Genomic DNA, 18927 nt, shown 5'->3' with positions numbered 1-18927 from the left:
TTCGGTTAAGGCAAAGCGGCTTCGACCAGTTCGATCCAGTGCCGGACAGGGGTTCTGCCCGCGCCATCGAGGTGCGACTGGCAGCCGATATTGGCGGTGACAATGACTTCGGGGTGTCCACTTTCCAGCGCGTTCAACTTGTTGTCGCGCAGTTGCCGGGACAGTTCGGGTTGGGTGATCGAATAAGTGCCCGCCGAGCCGCAGCACAGGTGGCTGTCGGGAACGGCAGTGAGATTAAAGCCCAGACTCGTCAGCACCGCCTCAACAGCGCCGCCGAGTTTTTGCGCGTGCTGCAAGGTGCAAGGGCAATGGAACGCCAGGCGCTGGCCGCTTTGTACCCCGAGCTTTTCCAGCGGCTCGTCGCGCAGCACTTCAACCAGGTCGCTGGCCAGTGCGCTGACCTTTTTCGCCTTCTCGGCATAGGCCGGGTCGGCGCTGAGCAGGTGCCCATAGTCTTTGATAAACGCCCCACAACCGCTGGCGGTTTGCACAATCGCCTCGGCACCTTTTTCAATGCTCGGCCACCATGCATCGATGTTGCGGCGCGCACGATCGAGGCCGGCGGCTTGAGCATCGAGGTGGTAATCCACGGCGCCGCAGCATCCGGCTTCGCTGGCCGGGGTCACACTGATGCCCAGGCGATCCAGCACTCGGGCAGCCGCTGCGTTGGTGTTCGGTGACAGACTCGGCTGCACGCAGCCTTCGAGCATCAGCACGTGCCGGGTATGGCGAGTGGTCGGGCGTGGCTTGGCCGGATGCACGTTACGCGGCAATTTCACTTGCAAGGTGTTGGGCAGCAAGGCACGGAACACCTGGCCGCTGCTGACCAGGCTTTTGAACAGTCCCGGATTGGGTACGACGGCCCTTAATCCCTCGCGCAACAGTCGCTGGCTGAGTGATCGCGGGACCGCCGCATCGACCACCGCACGGCCGATGTCGAGCAAGTTGTGGTAGTCGACGCCGGAAGGACAGGTAGTTTCGCAATTGCGGCACGACAGGCAGCGATCCAGGTGCTGCTGGGTTTTCTGGGTGACCTCGTTGCCTTCCAGCACTTGTTTGATCAGGTAAATGCGACCCCTCGGGCCATCCAGTTCATCGCCGAGCAATTGATAGGTCGGGCAGGTGGCATTGCAGAAACCGCAGTGCACGCACGTGCGCAGAATGCTTTCGGCTTCTTCGGCGCGGGGCAGTTGGCGGGCGTGTTCGCTCAAGGTTGTCTGCATGGGTCAAAGCTCCGCGTACAGGCGCCCGGGGTTGAAAATGCCCCGGGGGTCGAGTTGTTGCTTGAGGTTCTGGTGGTAGCGCATCAGCGCCGTCGGCAACGGTTGGAACGGGCTGTCAATCAAGCCGTGGCTGTAGCAGGTCACGTGCCCGCCGACCTCTTCGACAACCTTGCGGATGAAGGCCGCTTCGGCGGTGGATTTGAGCCAGCGCTGGGCGCCGCCCCAGTCGATGAGTTGGCGACCGGGCAGGGACAGTTTCGCGGTGTTGTTCGGCAACGACAGACGCCAAAGCGGCTGATCTTCATCAAAGAAACTCAAGCGCTGTTCGTTAAGGTCAGCCCAGTACGACGAGTCCAGCAACTCGCCGCCCAAGCGGTCATGGGCGGCTGCCACCGAGCCTTCGCCGCCCTCAAGTCGCAGGTGCAGGCGTTGGCCGTCGTGACACGCGGCGCTGATCGGCAACGGCTGCTGACCCCATTCCGCCAGGCGTAGCAAGGCGCGATCGCTGTCGATGTCCAGGCTGATGCTCAAGCATTGACGCGGCTTGGGCAGGACCTTGAGCGAGACTTCGGTGATCAAGCCGAGGGAACCGAAACTGCCGGCCATCAACCGCGACAGATCGTAGCCGGCAACGTTTTTCATGACCTCGCCTCCGAAGCGCAAATGCTTGCCGTGCCCGGTGATGACCCGCGTCCCGAGGACGAAGTCACGAACGGAGCCCGACCACGGCCGGCGCGGTCCCGAGAGCCCGCTGGCGATCATCCCGCCCACCGTCGCGTCGTCACCGAAGGAGGGCGGTTCGCAGGGCAACATCTGTTGCGCCGCGTCCAGCACTTCGGATAATTCCGCCAATGGCGTGCCGCAGCGGGCGGTGATCACCAGCTCAGTCGGGTCGTAGCTGACGATGCCCCGGTGCGAGCGCGTGTCGAGTACTTCACCCGGCACAATGCGTCCCAGAAACGCCTTGCTGTTGGAGCCCTGGATACGCAGCGGCGTGGCGTTTGCCAGCGCTTGGTTGACCTGCTCCAGCAGTGCGCCGCTGTCATCGATATCGTGTTCACTGCGCATCAGAAACGCTCCAGTTCAGGGAAGGGCATCTGACCCATGTGGACGTGCATCGCGCCAAACTCGGCGCAGCGGTGCAGGGTGGGAATGTTCTTGCCGGGGTTGAGCAAACCGCTCGGATCGAACGCGGCTTTGACGGCATGGAACACGGTCAACTCATCGCTGTTGAACTGCGCACACATCTGATTGATTTTCTCGCGGCCCACGCCATGTTCGCCGGTAATGCTGCCGCCGACCTTGACGCACAATTCGAGGATCTTGCCGCCCAGGGCTTCGGCACGATCGAGTTCACCGGGTTGGTTGGCATCGAACAGAATCAGCGGGTGCATGTTGCCGTCACCGGCGTGGAAAACGTTGGCGACTCGCAGGTCGTATTCGGCCGACAACGCGGCAATCGCGTGCAGCACGCCGGGCAATTCGCGGCGCGGGATCGTCCCGTCCATGCAGTAATAATCCGGTGAGAGGCGACCTACTGCGGGGAAGGCATTCTTGCGTCCCGCCCAGAAACGCACGCGTTCGGCCTCGTCCTTGGCCTGCCGCACTTCGGTGGCGCCGGCCTGTTCCAGCACCTGGCGCACGCGGTCGCAGTCATCGTGAACGTCGGCTTCAACACCGTCGAGCTCACACAGCAAAATGGCTTCGGCGTCGACCGGGTAGCCCGCGTGGATAAAGTCTTCAGCGGCCCGAATAGCCAGGTTGTCCATCATTTCCAGACCGCCCGGAATGATCCCAGCGGCAATAATGTCGCCGACCGCACGACCGGCCTTTTCCACGGAGTCGAACGCCGCCAGCAGCACCTTGGCGGTTTGCGGTTTGGGCAGCAGTTTGACCGTGACCTCGATGATTACCCCGAGCATGCCTTCGGAACCGGTGAACAGCGCCAGCAGGTCGAAACCCGGTGAGTCGAGCGCTTCCGAGCCCAGCGTCAGGTGTTCGCCATCGACGGTGAGGATGTCGGCCTTGAGCAGGTTGTGCACGGTCAAACCGTACTTCAGGCAATGCACACCACCGGCGTTTTCCGCCACGTTGCCGCCGATGGAGCAGGCGATCTGCGAGGACGGGTCCGGCGCGTAGTACAGGCCGAACGGCGCGGCGGCCTGGGAAATCGCCAGGTTACGAACGCCCGGCTGGACCCGAGCGGTGCGCGCAGCGGCGTCGATATGAAGGATGTTGTTGAAGCGCGCCATCACCAGCAGCACGCCTTTTTCCAACGGCAATGCACCGCCAGACAAACCGGTCCCGGCGCCGCGAGCGACTACCGACACCTGCCGTTCATGGCAGAGGCGAAGCACCCCTTGAACCTGATCGATGGTTCGCGGCAGCACCACCAGCATGGGCGTGGTGCGATACGCCGAGAGTCCGTCGCATTCGTATGGCTTGAGTTCCTCCTGCTGATGCAGCACTTCCAGGTCCGGCCACTGCGTGTGCAGGGCCTGCAGCAATGCATTTTTGTCGACGTCAGGCAGGACACCGTCAACGCGTTCGTCGTAGAGAATATTCATCGGTGCACGACACTCGCTTGTTTTTATAAGAGGGTCTGTTTACGTATGCAGCTGACTTGCATCATTGGCCCGAGGCGTTCTACTGTCTATGCGTTGTTTGGCTGGTCGAACCAGTTTTTTACTCGCTAGTTTTTTGTAATTTTGAAAAAGCTCAAATAGAACAGTTGCTTATGTTGGTCTTTGAGTCTGCGCGGTTTTGGTGTTGAGACTGGTCATACCAGTTGGAGAGTTCGATGGACAGCACAACGGTGACCCGTAATCCACAAGTGGCAGACGTGGTCTGCGAGCGTATAGAACGGCTGATCGTCGACGGGGTCCTCAAGACCGGGCAGCTGTTGCCGTCGGAACGGCGCTTGACGGAAAAACTCGGCGTTTCACGTACCGCGCTTCGCGAAGGCCTGAAGCTGTTGCGCGCTCGCGGGATTATCAAGACGGAGCAGGGCAAGGGCTCATTCGTGGCCGACCTGTCAGGGCATGGTGCCGCGTCGCCACTGCTGCATTTGTTCAGCTCGCAGCCACGGACGCTCTACGATCTGTTCGAAGTGCGCAGTCTGCTCGAAGGTGAATCCGCACGCCTCGCGGCCCTGCGCGGTACGGACGCCGATTTTGTCCTGATCACCCGCGCCTATGAAGCGCTGCTCGATGCCCACAGCCGTTCGCTGGACGCGTCCGCCCATGCCCGGCTCGACCATGCGTTTCACCTGGCGATTTGCGAGGCTTCGCACAACCCGGTGCTGGTGCAAACCCTGCGTTCACTGACCGATTTGCTGCTGAACACGGTGTTCGCCTCGGTCAACAACCTCTATCACCGCGAAACGCAAAAAAAGCAGATCGACCGTCACCACGCACGCCTCTACAACGCCGTGACCGGGCGTATGCCGGAACAGGCGCGCAAGGCCGCCATCGCCCACATCCAGAGCATCTGCGAAAACCTCAAGGAAATCGAAGGCGAGGAACAGCGGCTGGTTCGGGCCACGTTGCGACTTGAGGGGTGGACGTAAAAGTCCCGCCATTGCCTGAAACTCAGTCTTCATCCTTTGAGCGACGTTTAGCTGCCCGCTGCTTTTTTTCGGGAGCGGCAGGCCAGGCGTTGATGACCGACTGCAAGAACTGCTTGGACAACTCAGGGTTGTCCAGCGCTCGGGCAATCAGCATCGCACCCGCGATCGACGAGAGTATGCGCAGCGATTCCTGATACTTCTCGTCGTGGGTTTCTCCCTCGACAAGCGCCATCAGCGTTTCGATCAAACGCTCGACGCCTTTGGTGAAGGAACTGCTGACAGCACCGCCGTTGCGGGCAACATCTGCGGCCAGTGCCGGGATGGGGCAGCCATCGATCCAGTTATCCAGATGCCCCAGCGTCAGGTAACGCTTAATGAGTTCGGGAACGGATTTGGCGTCTCGCCAGACATTGGACTCGAACGTGCGGGTGATCGCCTCCGAAGCCAGCTGTTCCTTGCCGCCCGGAAACTGTCCGTAAAAGCCGCCGTGGGTCAGGCCCACGGACCGCGACAGTTCACCGATGCCGATTCCGTCGATGCCTTTTTCCCGGTACAGCCGAGACGCGGCGGTGAGGATCGCCTCTTTGTTCGCCGCGGCCTGGTCTTTCGTGACTTTCATGAGACTGCTCCTGTAGCGCGCTTGGCCTCGCCTGCGCAAAGCTTGACTGAGAGGCTAGCTTTGATGATGCTCGTCATATAAAGTTGGCGCAATGGCTTTGTCGGCCTCGGCGCCAGTCTGGCGGATCCCGAGCCTGCGGCTCAAGTCAAAAATATCCACGTGGACCTGACTCATGAAACGTAATGACCTGCGCAGTATCGATCTGAATCTACTGGTGGTGTTCGAAGCGCTCATTCAGGAGTGCAACGTCAGCCGTGCCGCTGAGCAATTATCACTCGGCCAGCCAGCGGTTAGCGCAGCGTTGGTGCGTTTGCGCAAGCTGTTCAACGACCCTCTATTCCTGCGCATCGGTCGCAGGATGGTGCCCACGCCACGGGCATTGAGTGTGGCGCAGACGGTTGGGCCGGCGCTGGATTCTGTTTGTACTGCGATCAGCAATGCAAAGGGTTAGTCAGGCCGATCCCTTTTTTTGCCCTTATACATGACGGCTATCATTATTGATGATAGCCAACTTCACTCGGATCAATTCGTCGTGACCTCGCGCGAGGTTGAGAATCCGGAAAATCCTAAAATCGTCTGGCGGACACTACCCATGGAACAGTCACTCAAACCTTTGCGTTATCCCCTTGCTGCGCTGGCACTGATGGCGCTTGCCGCGTGTGATCGGACGCCCAATGCCGCTCAGGCTCCGAAGGCGCCGCAGGTCACCGTCGCGAAAGTGCTTGAGCAGCCTATTACCGAATGGGATGAAGTGACCGCGCGCCTGGAAGCGCCAGAAACCGTCGAGGTGCGTCCACGGGTAACCGGGCAGATTGACCGCGTAGCCTTTGCTGACGGCGCGCTGGTTAAGAAGGGCGATTTGCTGTTCCAGATTGACCCACGTCCGTTCGAGCACGAAGTGCATCGCATCGAGGCGCAGCTGCAGCAGGCCCGCGCCACGCTGGTCCGTACCGGCAACGAAGCGCAGCGCGGCCAGCGGCTGTTGAGCAGTAACGCAATTTCCGCCGAGCTGGCCGACACCCGCACCACCACCGCGCAGGAAGCCAGGGCCGGTGTCGATGCGATTCAGGCGCAGCTGGATCTCGCGCGTTTGAACCTCAGCTTCACCCGCGTCACCGCGCCGATCACTGGCCGGGTCAGCCGTGCGGAAATCACCGCCGGCAACATCGTAACCGCCGACACCACAGCGCTGACCAGCGTGGTTTCCACCGACAAGGTTTACGCCTATTTCGATGCCGACGAACGCATGTTCCTCAAATACAGCCTGCTTTCCCGCCAGGGGCAGCGCGGTCAAACCACGCCGGTGTACATGGGCCTATCGAACGAGGAGGGCAACAGCCACCTCGGGCAGATGAACTTTGTCGACAACCAGGTCAATCCGAAAACCGGCACCATTCGCGGTCGCGCGGTGTTCGACAACGCTGACGGCCAGTACACCCCCGGCCTCTACGCCCGGTTGAAACTGGTGGGCAGCGCCGCGTATCCCGGCCTGCTGATCAAGGATGAAGCGGTGGGTACCGACCTCGGCAAAAAATTCGTGCTGGTGGTCGATCAGGACAACAAAGCCGTGTATCGCAGCGTCGACCTGGGGCCGAAGCTTGAAGGCCTGCGCATCGTGCGCAGTGGGTTGCAGAAAGAGGATCGCATCGTCATCAACGGCCTGCAGCGCGTTCGGCCTGGCGCGCAGATTGACCCTCAGGATGCGCCGATGGCTAGCCCGGAAACGGTCGCCACGCTGGCCCGCCAGCGTCAGGCGATTGAAGCCGCCAATCAGCCGGCGTCCGCCCAGTCACCTGCACTGGTGAAAGCGGATTCAGCCGCTGCGCCTCGCGGATAAGGAGCCTCGACATGAAGTTTTCCCAGTTCTTTATCACGCGCCCGATCTTCGCCGCAGTACTGTCGCTGCTGATCCTGATTGCCGGCGCCATCTCGCTGTTCCAGTTGCCGATCAGCGAATACCCGGAAGTGGTTCCACCGACCGTTGTGGTCCACGCCAACTACCCGGGCGCCAACCCGAAGGTCATCGGCGAAACCGTGGCGGCGCCGTTGGAACAAGCCATCACCGGCGTCGAGAACATGTTGTACATGTCTTCGCAGTCCACGGCGGATGGCCGGCTCACGCTGACCGTGACGTTCGCCTTGGGCACCGATCTGGACAATGCCCAGGTCCAGGTGCAAAACCGCGTGACCCGCACCGAGCCCAAGCTGCCCGAGGAAGTGACGCGAATCGGCATCACCGTCGACAAGGCGTCGCCCGAGCTGACGTTGCTGGTGCATTTGGTGTCGCCGGACAAGCGCTACGACATGCTCTACCTGTCGAACTACGCGATCCTCAACGTCAAGGATGAGCTGTCGCGCCTGGAGGGCATTGGTGATGTGAAGATGTTCGGTATCGGTGATTACTCGCTGCGTATCTGGCTCGACCCGAACAAGACCGCTTCGCGCAACCTGACCGCGACCGATGTGGTCAACGCGGTGCGTGAGCAGAATCGTCAGGTTGCTGCCGGGCAACTGGGCTCGCCGCCGGCGCCGAATGCCACGAGCTTTCAGATGTCGATCAACTCCCAAGGGCGGCTGGTCAGCGAGGAAGAATTCGAGAACGTGATTATCCGCAGCGGTCCGAACGGCGAAATCACGCGTCTCAAGGACATTGCCCGGGTCGAGCTGGGTTCTAATCAGTACGCCTTGCGCGCCTTGCTCAATAATGAGGAAGCGGTGGCGATGCCGATCTTCCAGCGTCCGGGTTCCAACGCTATCGACATCTCCGACCAGGTACGGGCGAAGATGGCCGAGCTGAAGAAGAACTTCCCGGAAGGCATGGACTACGAGATCGTCTATGACCCGACGATCTTCGTTCGCAGTTCGATCGAGGCGGTGGTTCATACGCTGTTCGAAGCGCTGATTCTGGTGGTGCTGGTCGTCATCCTGTTTCTGCAAACCTGGCGTGCCTCGATCATTCCGTTGGTCGCGGTGCCGGTCTCATTGATCGGTACGTTTGCCGTGATGCACCTGTTCGGTTTCTCGTTGAATGCGCTGTCGCTGTTCGGCCTGGTATTGGCCATCGGTATCGTGGTGGATGACGCGATCGTGGTGGTGGAGAACGTCGAGCGAAACATCGAGTCGGGACTTGAACCGGTCGAGGCGACCAAAAAAGCCATGGGCGAGGTGACCGGTCCGATTATCGCCACCGCGCTGGTGCTGTGTGCGGTGTTCGTTCCTGCGGCCTTTATTTCGGGCCTGACCGGGCAGTTTTACAAGCAGTTCGCGCTGACCATTGCCATCTCGACCGTGATCTCGGCGTTCAACTCACTGACCTTGTCGCCGGCATTGGCCGCCGTGTTGCTCAAGGCCCACGGCGCGCCGAAAGACCGTTTCTCTAAAGTACTGGATCGTCTGCTGGGTGGCTGGTTGTTCAAACCCTTCAACCGCTTCTTCGATAAGGCCAGCCATGGTTATGTGATTGCGGTGGCCAAAGTCATTCGAGGCAGCAGCGTGGCCTTGCTGGTGTACGCCGGTCTGATCGCCATGACCTACATGGGTTTCAGCACTACGCCGACCGGCTTCGTGCCGACCCAGGACAAGAAGTACCTGGTGACCTTTGCGCAATTGCCGGATGCGGCCAGCCTTGATCGCACCGAGTCGGTGATTCGGCGCATGAGCACCATCGCCATGAACGAGCCGGGCTTTGACAGCGCCGTGGCCTTCCCCGGCTTGTCGATCAATGGTTTCACCAACAGCCCGAACGCGGGTATTGCCTTCATTGGCTTGCGGCCCTTCGATGAGCGCAAAGACCCGAGCCTGTCAGCCGGGGCGATTTCCGCTTCGCTGAACGCCAAGTTTGGCGGTATTCAGGACGCCTACATTGCGGTGTTCCCGCCGCCGCCGGTTCAAGGGTTGGGCACCATTGGTGGCTTCCGTCTGCAGATCGAAGACCGGGGCAACCTGGGTTATGACGAACTGTACAAAGAGACCATGAACATCATCGGCAAGAGCCGCAGCGTGCCGGAACTGGCCAACCTGTTCACCAGCTACACCGTCAATGTGCCGCAGGTCGAAGCCGCCATTGACCGTGAAAAAGCCAAGACCCATGGCGTGGCGATCAACGACATCTTCGACACCTTGCAGGTGTACCTGGGTTCGCTGTACGCCAACGACTTCAACCGTTTCGGGCGCACCTATCAGGTCAACGTCCAGGCCGAACAGCAGTTTCGCCAGGAGCCGGAGCAGATCGGCCAGTTGAAAGTGCGCAATGACCACGGCGAGATGATCCCGCTGGCCACGTTCGTCAAGATCAGCCCGACCTCCGGGCCGGACCGCGTCTCGCACTACAACGGTTTCGTCACCGCGGAAATCAACGGCAGTGCAGCGCCCGGCTACAGCTCCGGCCAGGCACAAGCGGCGATTGAAAAACTGCTCAAAGAAGAGCTACCCAATGGCATGACCTACGAGTGGACCGACCTGACCTACCAACAGATTCTGTCCGGCAACACCGCGCTGCTGGTGTTCCCGCTCTGCGTGCTGTTGGCGTTCCTGGTCCTGGCCGCGCTGTATGAAAGCTGGAGCTTGCCATTGGCGGTGATTCTGATCGTACCGATGACCCTGCTGTCGGCGATTGCCGGGGTGATCATTTCCAAGGGCGACAACAACATCTTTACCCAGATCGGCTTGATCGTGCTGGTCGGCCTGGCGTGCAAGAACGCGATCCTGATCGTCGAGTTCGCCAAGGACAAACAGGAGCAGGGCATGTCGCCGCTGGAAGCGGTGCTGGACGCCTGCCGCATGCGTCTGCGGCCGATCCTGATGACCTCTTTTGCCTTCATCATGGGCGTGATTCCGCTGGTAACGTCCACCGGTGCCGGCTCGGAAATGCGTCGTGCAATGGGCGTCGCGGTGTTCTCCGGAATGCTCGGGGTGACCGTCTTCGGGTTGCTGCTGACGCCGGTGTTCTTCGTTCTGATCCGCCGCTACATCGAGCGCAAAAACGCGCACAAGGTTACCAAGGCTCACCAGGCAAACGCAGTGAATCCGGAGGCACACGCATGAACACCTTGAAGCTCTTTTTACCCAGCCTTCTGGTCGCCGCGCTCGCTGCGTGTACGGTCGGCCCGGATTACAAAACGCCGGACACCGCGCCCGCCAATGTCATGTCGGCGCAAACCGGCCACTACGATCAATCGCGTTTTGAAACGGTCTGGTGGCAACAGTTTGATGACCCGACACTCAATCAACTGGTGAGCAAATCCCTGCAAGGCAACCGCGATTTGCGCGTCGCGTTTGCTCGCTGGAAAGCCGCCCGTGCGATTCGTGATGACATCAGCAATGACAATTTGCCGGTGGTCACCAGCCGTGTCAGCAGCCAGCAGGGCAAGGCTCAGGTGCCCGGTCAGACCGAAAACCGGGTCAACATCGAGCGCTACGATCTGGGTCTGGACATGGCGTGGGAGATCGATCTGTTTGGGCGGATCCAGCGTCAACTGGAATCCAGCGACGCCCAGGAAGACGCCGCAGCAGCCGACTTGTATCAGCTTCGCGTGACGATGATTGCCGAGCTGGTGGATGCCTATGGCCAACTGCGGGGCGCACAGTTGCGGGAAAAAATTGCCCTGGCCAACCTGAAAAATCAGCAGGACTCGCGCAGCGTCACGGTCAGCCTGCGCGATGCCGGCGTCGGCAATGAACTCGACGTGGTGCGTGCCGACGCGCGTTTGGCGGCGGTCGAAGCAACGGTTCCGCAACTTCAAGCGGAGCAGGTGCGGCAGAAGAATCGCATCGCCACGCTCTTGGGTGAACGTCCGGATACCTTGAGCGTGTCGCTAAGCCCCGCCGAGTTGCCCGCCATCGCTAAAACGCTGCCGATCGGTGATCCCGCCGAATTGCTGCGCCGGCGTCCCGATGTGCTCGCCGCCGAACGCCGACTGGCGTCCGCGACGGCGGACATCGGCGTGGCCACCGCAGACCTGTTCCCGAGGGTGAGCTTGAGCGGATTCCTCGGGTTCACCGCCGGCCGTGGTTCGCAGATCGGTTCCAGTGCCGCCAGGGCCTGGGGGTTGGGCCCCAGCATTACCTGGGCGGCGTTTGACTTGGGCAGCGTGCGCGCGCGCATCCGCGGTGCCGACGCCAATGCCGAAGGCGCCTTGGCCACCTATGAACAGCAAGTGCTGCTGGCGTTGGAAGAGTCGGAAAACGCCTTCAGCGACTATGGCAAACGTCAACAGCGGCTGCTGTCGTTAATCAAGCAAAGCGAGTCTAGCCGTGCTGCCGCCGACCTGGCGGCGATCCAGTACAAGGAAGGGACGGTGGATTATCTGGTGTTGCTGGACGCACAGCGTGAGCGGCTGAATGCCGAGGATGCTCAGGCACTGGGTGAGACCGATCAGTACCGCGCGATCGTCGCGATCTATAAAGCGTTGGGGGGAGGCTGGGATAGCAGCGGTGGCAAGGTGGCGACGATTAATTGATGAGCCGGTGTACCTGCGTCGACGGCTGGGCCTGAAACATTGCCGAAATATTCCGGCCGTATGATCTGGGTCATCGAAAACCTGGGGTGTTATGGATGAATCGGTCATCAAGGAGCATGCGCAAACTGCTCGACGCTGTTGCCACCAACAACGAAGTCGCGGCGCTGGATGTCATGCGCGCCACCGAGCAACTCAAAGACGAGCTGTTGCGCCAGCGGCTGCTCAACCTGATTCACCAGCTCAATCAGGACGCTCATGACCTGCGATTGGCTCGAGACGACGTCCAGGGCGGCACCATCAAATTCGCCTGATGGGCCGCCCGGCGACTCTATGCAAAGCCAAGGAACGACAGGATCACGACGACTACCACAACTAATCCGACGATGTAGATGATGTTGTTCATGAAGCCCACCTCTCAATCTGAACAGGATTGCGATACGAGGGTGTTGCGCGTACGTATTACTAGGACCCGCTTGTTCTGCGCAAGGTTTCAGCCTTTCATCAGAGGTTGTTGAGGAGGGCCGCGTACCTGGCGTCAGTCAATAGTCGTTAAAACATTCAACGCCTGGGACGGCAGTGCGTTACCGGTCTTGATGGTCTTGGTAACAATGTAGGTGAAGTAGCGCTCGATGCCCAGGTCGTCGAGCAGCAGCTGATCAATAAAGCGCTGGTAATGATCAATGTCCGGGGCCTGGATCATCGCGATGTAATCAACACCGCCACCGGTGGCGTAACAGAACGCCACTTCGGCGGCCTCGTTCATCCGTTGCTCGAAACGCCGCATGTCCTGTGCGGTGTGCCGGGCCAGGGTGATTTCCACCAGCACTTGCTGACTTTTGAACACCGCGTTCCAGTCGATCTGCGCCCGGTAACCCTTGATCAGGCCCAGGGCTTCTAGTTTGCGCACGCGCTCCCATGCGGGTGTCACCGACAGGTTGATCGCCTCGGCCAGGCTCGACTTGGTGATGCGCCCGTCTTCGGAGAGGATCCGCAGGATTTTCAAGTCATAACGGTCAAGCTTGTGCATCTTCAACGAACTCCACAAACGAGGATGTAGGAGCGAGCTCGCTCGCGATGGACGTTAACGAAAACGCGTGTCTACGGGATAAACGCGGCGTTCTCGGGCCCATCGCGAGCGAGCTCGCTCCTACAGTAAAGCCAAGGTGTTTCGGTTACTGGGCGGTTTTGGCCTGGGCGACCCAGCCATCCATTGTCGCCTTGTTTTCGCTCATCCAGTCATCCGCCAATTTGCGAATGTTGCGCTCGCTGGCGCCATCCTGGCTGATGGTTTTTTCCCAGTAGCTCCAAGTGGCCTGGGGGAACGTCATCTGCTCAACCAGGGATTTGACGGCCGGGTTGGCCGCGACAAATTGCTTGTTGCCGATCGCGTACCAGTTCCACGCGGCCATGGCCATGCGGCAAGGATCGGCGCCGCCGGCGCAACCGGCCACCCCAGGCGTCAACGCCGAGACTTTGCTCGGTACATTGCCCGGCAAGGCATCAAACGGTGTCGGCAGCCAGACCACATCCTTGCCCGGCACCATGGTGTTGGTCATCCATGACGGCGCCCACGCATAGAAAAACACCGGCTCGCCACGTTTCAGGCGGGCGACGTTTTCAAACATCAGCGCTTCATATTTGCCGCGTACCGGGTTGACCGTGTCCTTGAGGCCGAACTTGTCGAGCTGGTAATCCACCACGTCGCCGCAGCCCCAACCCGGGTCGCAGCTGATCAGGTCAGCTTTGCCGTTCTTGCCAAACAGGCTGGCGATCTTCGGGTCTTTCAGCTGTTCCAGGCTGGTGATGTGGTAGGCGTCGGCGGTTTTCTTGTCGATCATGTAGCCGTTATAGCCGGCGCCGGTGATGGAGCCGCCGCCCACCACTTCGGTGCGGTCCTTGACCTTGTCAAAGCTGGGTTGCAGCTGGGGCAGGGTGACGTCCATCGAGAGGTCCAGGTCGCCCTGGGCCGCCGCCGGGAAAAACAACGTGGTGTTGACGGTGCTCAACTTGGTCGCATAACCGAGGCGCTTGCTGGCCTCGATGGCGATTTTTGTGATGACGTAGTTGCCGCCAGTGCTTTCCGACTGCACAAAGCGGATGGTCTTGCCCTTGCCTGGCAGATCCTCGGCCTGCACAGCAGTGCAAGCCAGGCCCACCAGGGATAACGTTGCTGCAAATCCAAGCAAGGCTTTGAATGGACGCATCATGATTTCCTCTTTTTGTTCTCGTTATGGTTAAAGGTTGGCAGTCAACAACTGGCATTCATGACTAATGTTGATCAGCTAAGCCATCACGCGATCCGTAGCAGCTGGCGAAGCCTGCGTTCGGCTGCGCAGCAGTCGTGAAATCAGGCGATGCGGTGTTTCAGGACTACCTCGCGCTCAGGGTTTACGACTGCTGCGCAGCCGAACGCAGCCTCGCAAGCTCGACAGCTGCTACAGAGCCGGGTGAAATGGCTTAACTGACCGGTATCAGGCATTCATGGTTTCCTTTTTTATGCGTTGACCGGGCGGGTATTGAGCAAGCGCTTGAACAGCGATTTGCGTTTGTGCACGGTCGGTTGCGCCAGGTTCTGGGTGATGCGGTCGAGCATCATTGCCAGCAACACGATGGCAATCCCGCCCACCGCCGCGCGGCCGACGTCCATCCGTCCCAGGCCTTGCAACACCACCAGGCCCAGGCCTTCGGCGCCGATCATCGCCACCACCACCGACATCACCATGGCCGTGAGCACCGTCTGGTTAAGGCCGCCGAGGATGGTCGGGATCGCCAGTGGCAACTGGATTTCCCAGAGCAATTGCCGGCGATCGGCACCAAAGGCGTGGCCGGCTTCCACCAGTTCGGTGTCGACCATGCGGATGCCCAGGTAGGTAAAGCGAATCAGCGGTGGGCAGGCGGAAATGACCACCGCGACTTCACCGGACACGGTGCCGACCCCGAACAGCATCACCACCGGCACCAGGTACACGAAGGTCGGTGTGGTCTGCATGATGTCGAGGATCGGCCGCATGACCTGCCAGACCCGTTCGCTGCGAGCGCACCAGATGCCCATCGGAATGCCGACGACCATGCAGATCACAATCGCCGTGGTGATCAGTGACAAAGTGGTCATGGCTTCGTCCCACACCCCCAGCATCGCAATGGCCACCAGGGCGGCGGCGCTGAAGATCGCGACGCCCAGGGTCGCGGCGCGATAGGCCACGAGGAACATCAGCAGCACCATGATCGGGAAGGGAATGGCATGGATCAGCGAGTCGCTAAACGCCAACAAGTGCTCCACCGGCCAGCGAATCGCCAGGAACATCGGCCGCAAATGAATGCCCAGCCACTCGACGCCTTGGCTGATCCATAGGTCCACGGGGAAAACAGCGAGGTCTTCTGAACTAAGCATGGTGTGCAACCTCCGCAGCGACAGGGCGATGGGCCGCGACGCTGGCAATGCAATCAAGGATGTGGGCGCTGTTCAGGGTGCCGATAAACAGCCCCTCGCCATCGACCACGGCGACCGGCAGGCCCGGTTTGAGCAAGCGCGCCACTTCGACCAATTTGGCGCTGGCCGGCACACTGACAAACTGGGTCGAAAGGCGTTGCAGCGCATCGGCGCCGCCACCGACAGCCAACAGCGAGGCTGAGTCGAGCACGCCAACTGCCTTGCCGCTGGCGCTGAGGACGAAAGCGCTGGAGCTTTCATTGCCAACGATGCGGGTGTCGCCCTGGGTCAACAGGGTGCTGGCGGTTTCCATGATCGACAGGGCATCAAACAGCCGTGAGCGGTCGACGTCCCGGGTAAATGCGGCCACGTAGTCGCTGCCGGGGTCCATCACGATTTCCTGCGGCGTGCCCTCGCGCACCACCTGGCCGTCGGCCATGATCGCGATGCGAGTGCCCAGCTTCAGGGCTTCCTGAAAGTCGTGGGTGATAAACAGAATGGTTTTCTTCAGCGTGCGTTGCAGGCGCAGCAACTCGTCCTGCATTTCCGTGCGAATCAGCGGATCGAGCGCGCTGAAAGCTTCATCCATGATCAGCACATCGGCGTCGGTGGTCAGTGCCCGGGCCAAGCCGACCCGTTGGCGCATGCCGCCGGAGAGTTCGTGGATGTGGTGATCGGCCCACTTGGCCAGGCCGACAATGGCCAACACTTCCTCGGCGCGTTTGCGCCGCTGGGCCGGCGCCACGCCGCGCAGCTTGAGGCCGAATTCGGTGTTCTCGATCACGGTTTTGTTCGGCAGCAGGGCGAAGTGCTGGAACACCATCGAGATGCGCGTGCGTCGCACGTCCCGCAACTCGCTTTCGTTGAGGGTCACCAAGTCCTTGCCGTCGAGCAGGATCTTGCCCGCCGTGGGTTCGTTCAAGCGGTTGATGCAACGCGCCAGGGTGGATTTTCCCGAGCCGGACAGGCCCATGATCATGTAGATCGCGCCACTGGGAATGGACAGCGATACGTTGTTGAGGCCGACCACCGTGGCGGTCTCGGCCAGGATTCGGTCTTTGCTGGCCCCGGCCGTCAAGAGCTGCATGGCTCTTTCTGGCGTCGAGGAAAAGACCTTGTAGAGGTTTTCAATCTTCAGTCGTTCGCTCACCAATTGCCTCCAATTGTTATTTTGCAATCTGCGGAAAACTTCATTTATCGAAATTTTTGGGCTACTGGCAGTTAAAAGGTCATTCAGTCACGCAAGGGTGCAGTTTCAAAAATTTCTTGTTGTCCTGTACAGCACGATGTACCGCTGACGCAGCCTCGCTGGGGCTCGACAGCGGCTACGCCAAATCAACTTTGCGCTTCCTGGGTCATGCTTTCCCGGGCCTTACGGGCCACCCTAAAGGCTTCGACGCCTGCCGGTACGCCGCAGTAAACCGCGATCTGCAGCAGAGCGGCACGCAGTTCGTCGTCACTGAGGCCGTTGCGCATGGCCCCGCAGAAATGCGTGCCAAACTCGTCCATCCGGCCCAGCGCCGCCAACATGCCCAAATTCAGCAGGCTGCGTTGCTTGAGATCAAGGCTGTCATCGGTCCAGACCATGCCCCAGCAATACTCATTGAGCACGTCCTGGAACGGACGGGAAAAATCATCGGCCTTGCCCAGGGCCTGATCGACGTAAGCGTTACCCAGGACCTGACGGCGAACCGTTTCACCCTGGGCCTGCAAGGATTTATCCATGGTCTGTCTCCGAATCAATCAGAAAGTCGCGCATGAGGGTTGCCACCTGTTCCGGCGCTTCGATCAGGATGCAGTGACGCAATCCCGGCAGAATCTCCAGCCGCGAGCCTTTGATACGCTGGTGCATGAGCCCGGCCATTCTCGGGTTGGAACCCACGTCGTCGGCGCCCGTGGCAATCAGCGTCGGGCAGCGGATCTGCGCGAGCTGTTCGCCGAAATCCGACTCCGCCAACACCCGATACGCCGCCGCGTAACAGCCCGGATCGTTGTCGGCATTTCGCTGGCGTAAACCGGCGACGACTTCGGGGTGACGCGCCTGGAAGTCCTCGGTCAGCCAACGCGACAGCGACGCCTGGTAATGGGCAACGGGCTCGCCAGCCTGCAAAGCGACCAAACGCTCCTGCACCCGTTCGCGTTCTTGAGCATTACGCCCGGCGACCGTCGACAACAACACCAGCCGACGAATGCGTGCCGGATGGGTCAGGGCCATGCGCTGGGCGATCAATCCTCCCAAGGAAAAGCCAGCCAGATCGAAGCGATAGAAGCCGACATGGTCGGCCAGGGCCAGCGCTTCGCCCACCAGATGATCGATTTCATAACGGCCCTGAGTGCGAGATGACTGGCCATGGCCGCGCAGGTCAAAGGTCAACACGGTGAACTGCTCTTTCAAACCGTCCACCACCTCGGCCCAAGCCTCAAGGCTTGAACCGACGCCATGGATGCACATCAGTGCTCGCGGGCCATGGCCATCGAGGCGATAGTTGAGCGTGACGTTGGCCACGCTGAAACGTTGTGCGTCGCTCATGGCGCTTACCCCGTGACCTTGTCGCGACGTTTGGCACGCTCGCGCTCGGCGAATACCGGCATCACTTCATCGATAAACAGGCGCAGCGTCTGCTTCTGCAATTCGAATGGCAGGTTGAAGGTCAGGCCTAGGCAATACTGGTCGACGCCGGCCGCTTCGTAATCGAGCAACTTCTCGATGATCTCGTCCGGGGTGCCGAACATCAGGTTGCGTCGAATGTTTTCCGGGTTGTAGTTGTCCTTGCCCCGGACGCTCTCAAAGGGTACCGGTTCGGGGAAGCCGTTGTGCACCGAGCCGATGTTCTGCATCAGGTTTTCGAAGGCACGGCCAAAGTCCATGCTGTGCTTGACTGGCAACTCCCAATCACTGGCCTTGGCGTACACGCAGGTGCGGCGTTGCATCATGAAACGTGGGCGCGGCACATGGGGATGGTCGGCCACGGCTTTGTTGAATTTCTCCCCGAGTACCGCGATTTCCGCGGCCGGTAACGAGAGCGGGGTGGACAGGATGTTCGCGCCGATACTCACTGCCCAGTCGAAGGTGCCAGGATCCCGTGCCGCGACCCAGATGCGCGGATGCTCCTTTTGCAACGGTTTGGGCACGGCTGCCGTCAGCGGGAATTTCCAATAGTGGCCGTCATGGGCGTAATCGCCGGCCCAGAGTTTTTGCACGGCTGGCACCAGTTCCTTCATGTAACCCACGCCTTCCTGTTGCTGCAGGCCGGGGGTCATGCGGTCGAACTCATACTGATAGGAACCGCGCGCAATGCCGAATTCCAGGCGCCCGTTGGTCAGGTGGTCGCACAGCGCTGCTTCACCCGCCAAGCGGATCGGGTGCCAGTAGGCGGCGGCCAGGGTTGCGGTGCCCAGGCGAATGCGTTGGGTGTGTTGGCCCAGCCAGACCAGGGTCTGGAACGGGTTCGGCGCGATGGTGCATTCGAGCGTGTGGTGCTCCGAGGTCCACAGCGTTTCGAAGCCGCCTTCATCGGCGATCTTCGCCAGTTCCAGCAGGTTGGCCATGACGGTCTGCATCGGCACGTCCGGGGAAAAGCGTTCCATGCTCAGGGATACGGCAAATTTCATAAGGTGCTCCTTAATCG

The 18927-nt window shown here is 60.5% G+C and carries 17 protein-coding genes; 6 read left to right on the top strand and 11 right to left on the bottom strand.

Annotated features, from left to right (window positions below):
* Window positions 1-5: 5 nt before the first annotated feature.
* The 3 genes from glcF to glcD are packed head-to-tail and all read right to left on the bottom strand — an operon-like array spanning window position 6 to window position 3790.
* The gene (gene glcF / locus ACIPL2_RS04365; protein WP_401353276.1) at window positions 6-1223 is read right to left on the bottom strand and encodes a glycolate oxidase subunit GlcF; all 1218 of its coding nucleotides are present in this window, start codon (window positions 1221-1223) and stop codon (window positions 6-8) included.
* Window positions 1224-1226: 3 nt separating this feature from the next.
* Window positions 1227-2291: a glycolate oxidase subunit GlcE gene (glcE, locus tag ACIPL2_RS04360; protein WP_401353274.1), complete on the bottom strand. Its 1065-nt coding sequence runs from the start codon at window positions 2289-2291 to the stop codon at window positions 1227-1229.
* The gene (gene glcD, locus ACIPL2_RS04355; RefSeq protein ID WP_401353272.1) at window positions 2291-3790 is read right to left on the bottom strand and encodes a glycolate oxidase subunit GlcD; all 1500 of its coding nucleotides are present in this window, start codon (window positions 3788-3790) and stop codon (window positions 2291-2293) included. The genes glcE and glcD overlap by 1 nt, the downstream gene beginning before the upstream one ends.
* A gap of 233 nt (window positions 3791-4023) precedes the next feature.
* Between glcD and glcC the strand changes: the two genes are divergently transcribed.
* The gene (gene glcC / locus ACIPL2_RS04350) at window positions 4024-4791 is read left to right on the top strand and encodes a transcriptional regulator GlcC (RefSeq protein ID WP_401353270.1); all 768 of its coding nucleotides are present in this window, start codon (window positions 4024-4026) and stop codon (window positions 4789-4791) included.
* Between the two features lie 22 nt (window positions 4792-4813).
* Here the strand turns inward: glcC and ACIPL2_RS04345 are convergent, their stop codons facing one another.
* Window positions 4814-5410: a TetR/AcrR family transcriptional regulator gene (locus ACIPL2_RS04345; RefSeq protein ID WP_401353268.1), complete on the bottom strand. Its 597-nt coding sequence runs from the start codon at window positions 5408-5410 to the stop codon at window positions 4814-4816.
* A 172-nt stretch (window positions 5411-5582) separates the two neighbouring features.
* Here ACIPL2_RS04345 and ACIPL2_RS04340 point away from each other — a divergent pair, with 172 nt between their 5' ends.
* The 5 genes from ACIPL2_RS04340 (at window position 5583) to ACIPL2_RS04320 (ending at window position 12179) form a co-directional block, all read left to right on the top strand.
* Window positions 5583-5861, top strand: a complete 279-nt coding sequence (locus ACIPL2_RS04340; protein ID WP_401353266.1) for a LysR family transcriptional regulator — start codon at window positions 5583-5585, stop codon at window positions 5859-5861.
* Window positions 5862-6002: 141 nt separating this feature from the next.
* Complete coding sequence (gene mexE, locus ACIPL2_RS04335; protein WP_401353264.1) at window positions 6003-7247, top strand: multidrug efflux RND transporter periplasmic adaptor subunit MexE; 1245 nt, start codon at window positions 6003-6005, stop codon at window positions 7245-7247.
* Between the two features lie 11 nt (window positions 7248-7258).
* A complete protein-coding gene (locus tag ACIPL2_RS04330; RefSeq protein ID WP_401353262.1) occupies window positions 7259-10453 on the top strand; it encodes an efflux RND transporter permease subunit in 3195 nt (1064 codons plus the stop codon).
* Window positions 10450-11868 (top strand): efflux transporter outer membrane subunit, encoded by a 1419-nt coding sequence (locus tag ACIPL2_RS04325; RefSeq protein WP_401353260.1) that lies wholly within the window; start codon window positions 10450-10452, stop codon window positions 11866-11868. Before ACIPL2_RS04330 ends, ACIPL2_RS04325 begins: the two co-directional genes overlap by 4 nt.
* A 95-nt stretch (window positions 11869-11963) precedes the next feature.
* Window positions 11964-12179, top strand: a complete 216-nt coding sequence (locus ACIPL2_RS04320; protein WP_401353258.1) for a hypothetical protein — start codon at window positions 11964-11966, stop codon at window positions 12177-12179.
* A gap of 224 nt (window positions 12180-12403) precedes the next feature.
* Here the strand turns inward: ACIPL2_RS04320 and ACIPL2_RS04315 are convergent, their stop codons facing one another.
* The 7 genes from ACIPL2_RS04315 to ACIPL2_RS04285 all read right to left on the bottom strand — a co-directional run bounded on the left by ACIPL2_RS04315 (window position 12404) and on the right by ACIPL2_RS04285 (window position 18910).
* Window positions 12404-12895 carry an Lrp/AsnC family transcriptional regulator gene (locus ACIPL2_RS04315; protein WP_401353256.1) on the bottom strand — a complete coding sequence of 164 codons (492 nt, stop codon included), beginning with the start codon at window positions 12893-12895 and terminating at the stop codon, window positions 12404-12406.
* Between the two features lie 145 nt (window positions 12896-13040).
* Complete coding sequence (proX, locus tag ACIPL2_RS04310) at window positions 13041-14075, bottom strand: glycine betaine/L-proline ABC transporter substrate-binding protein ProX (RefSeq protein WP_401353254.1); 1035 nt, start codon at window positions 14073-14075, stop codon at window positions 13041-13043.
* A gap of 287 nt (window positions 14076-14362) precedes the next feature.
* The gene (locus tag ACIPL2_RS04305) at window positions 14363-15259 is read right to left on the bottom strand and encodes an ABC transporter permease (RefSeq protein WP_401353252.1); all 897 of its coding nucleotides are present in this window, start codon (window positions 15257-15259) and stop codon (window positions 14363-14365) included.
* Window positions 15252-16448, bottom strand: a complete 1197-nt coding sequence (locus tag ACIPL2_RS04300; RefSeq protein ID WP_401353250.1) for a glycine betaine/L-proline ABC transporter ATP-binding protein — start codon at window positions 16446-16448, stop codon at window positions 15252-15254. The genes ACIPL2_RS04305 and ACIPL2_RS04300 overlap by 8 nt, the downstream gene beginning before the upstream one ends.
* A gap of 185 nt (window positions 16449-16633) precedes the next feature.
* Complete coding sequence (locus ACIPL2_RS04295; RefSeq protein WP_401353248.1) at window positions 16634-17023, bottom strand: carboxymuconolactone decarboxylase family protein; 390 nt, start codon at window positions 17021-17023, stop codon at window positions 16634-16636.
* Window positions 17016-17828, bottom strand: a complete 813-nt coding sequence (locus ACIPL2_RS04290; protein WP_401353246.1) for an alpha/beta fold hydrolase — start codon at window positions 17826-17828, stop codon at window positions 17016-17018. Before ACIPL2_RS04290 ends, ACIPL2_RS04295 begins: the two co-directional genes overlap by 8 nt.
* 5 nt (window positions 17829-17833) lie before the next feature.
* Window positions 17834-18910, bottom strand: coding sequence for an LLM class flavin-dependent oxidoreductase (locus ACIPL2_RS04285; protein ID WP_401353244.1), 1077 nt, complete (start codon window positions 18908-18910; stop codon window positions 17834-17836).
* Window positions 18911-18927 lie beyond the last annotated feature (17 nt).

Origin of the sequence: Pseudomonas sp. NPDC086251 (assembly GCF_044746405.1) — a bacterium.
Classification (GTDB): domain Bacteria; phylum Pseudomonadota; class Gammaproteobacteria; order Pseudomonadales; family Pseudomonadaceae; genus Aquipseudomonas.
The sequence above is the reverse complement of the archived record's forward strand: the minus strand, read 5'-3'. Positions and strand labels throughout refer to the sequence as shown.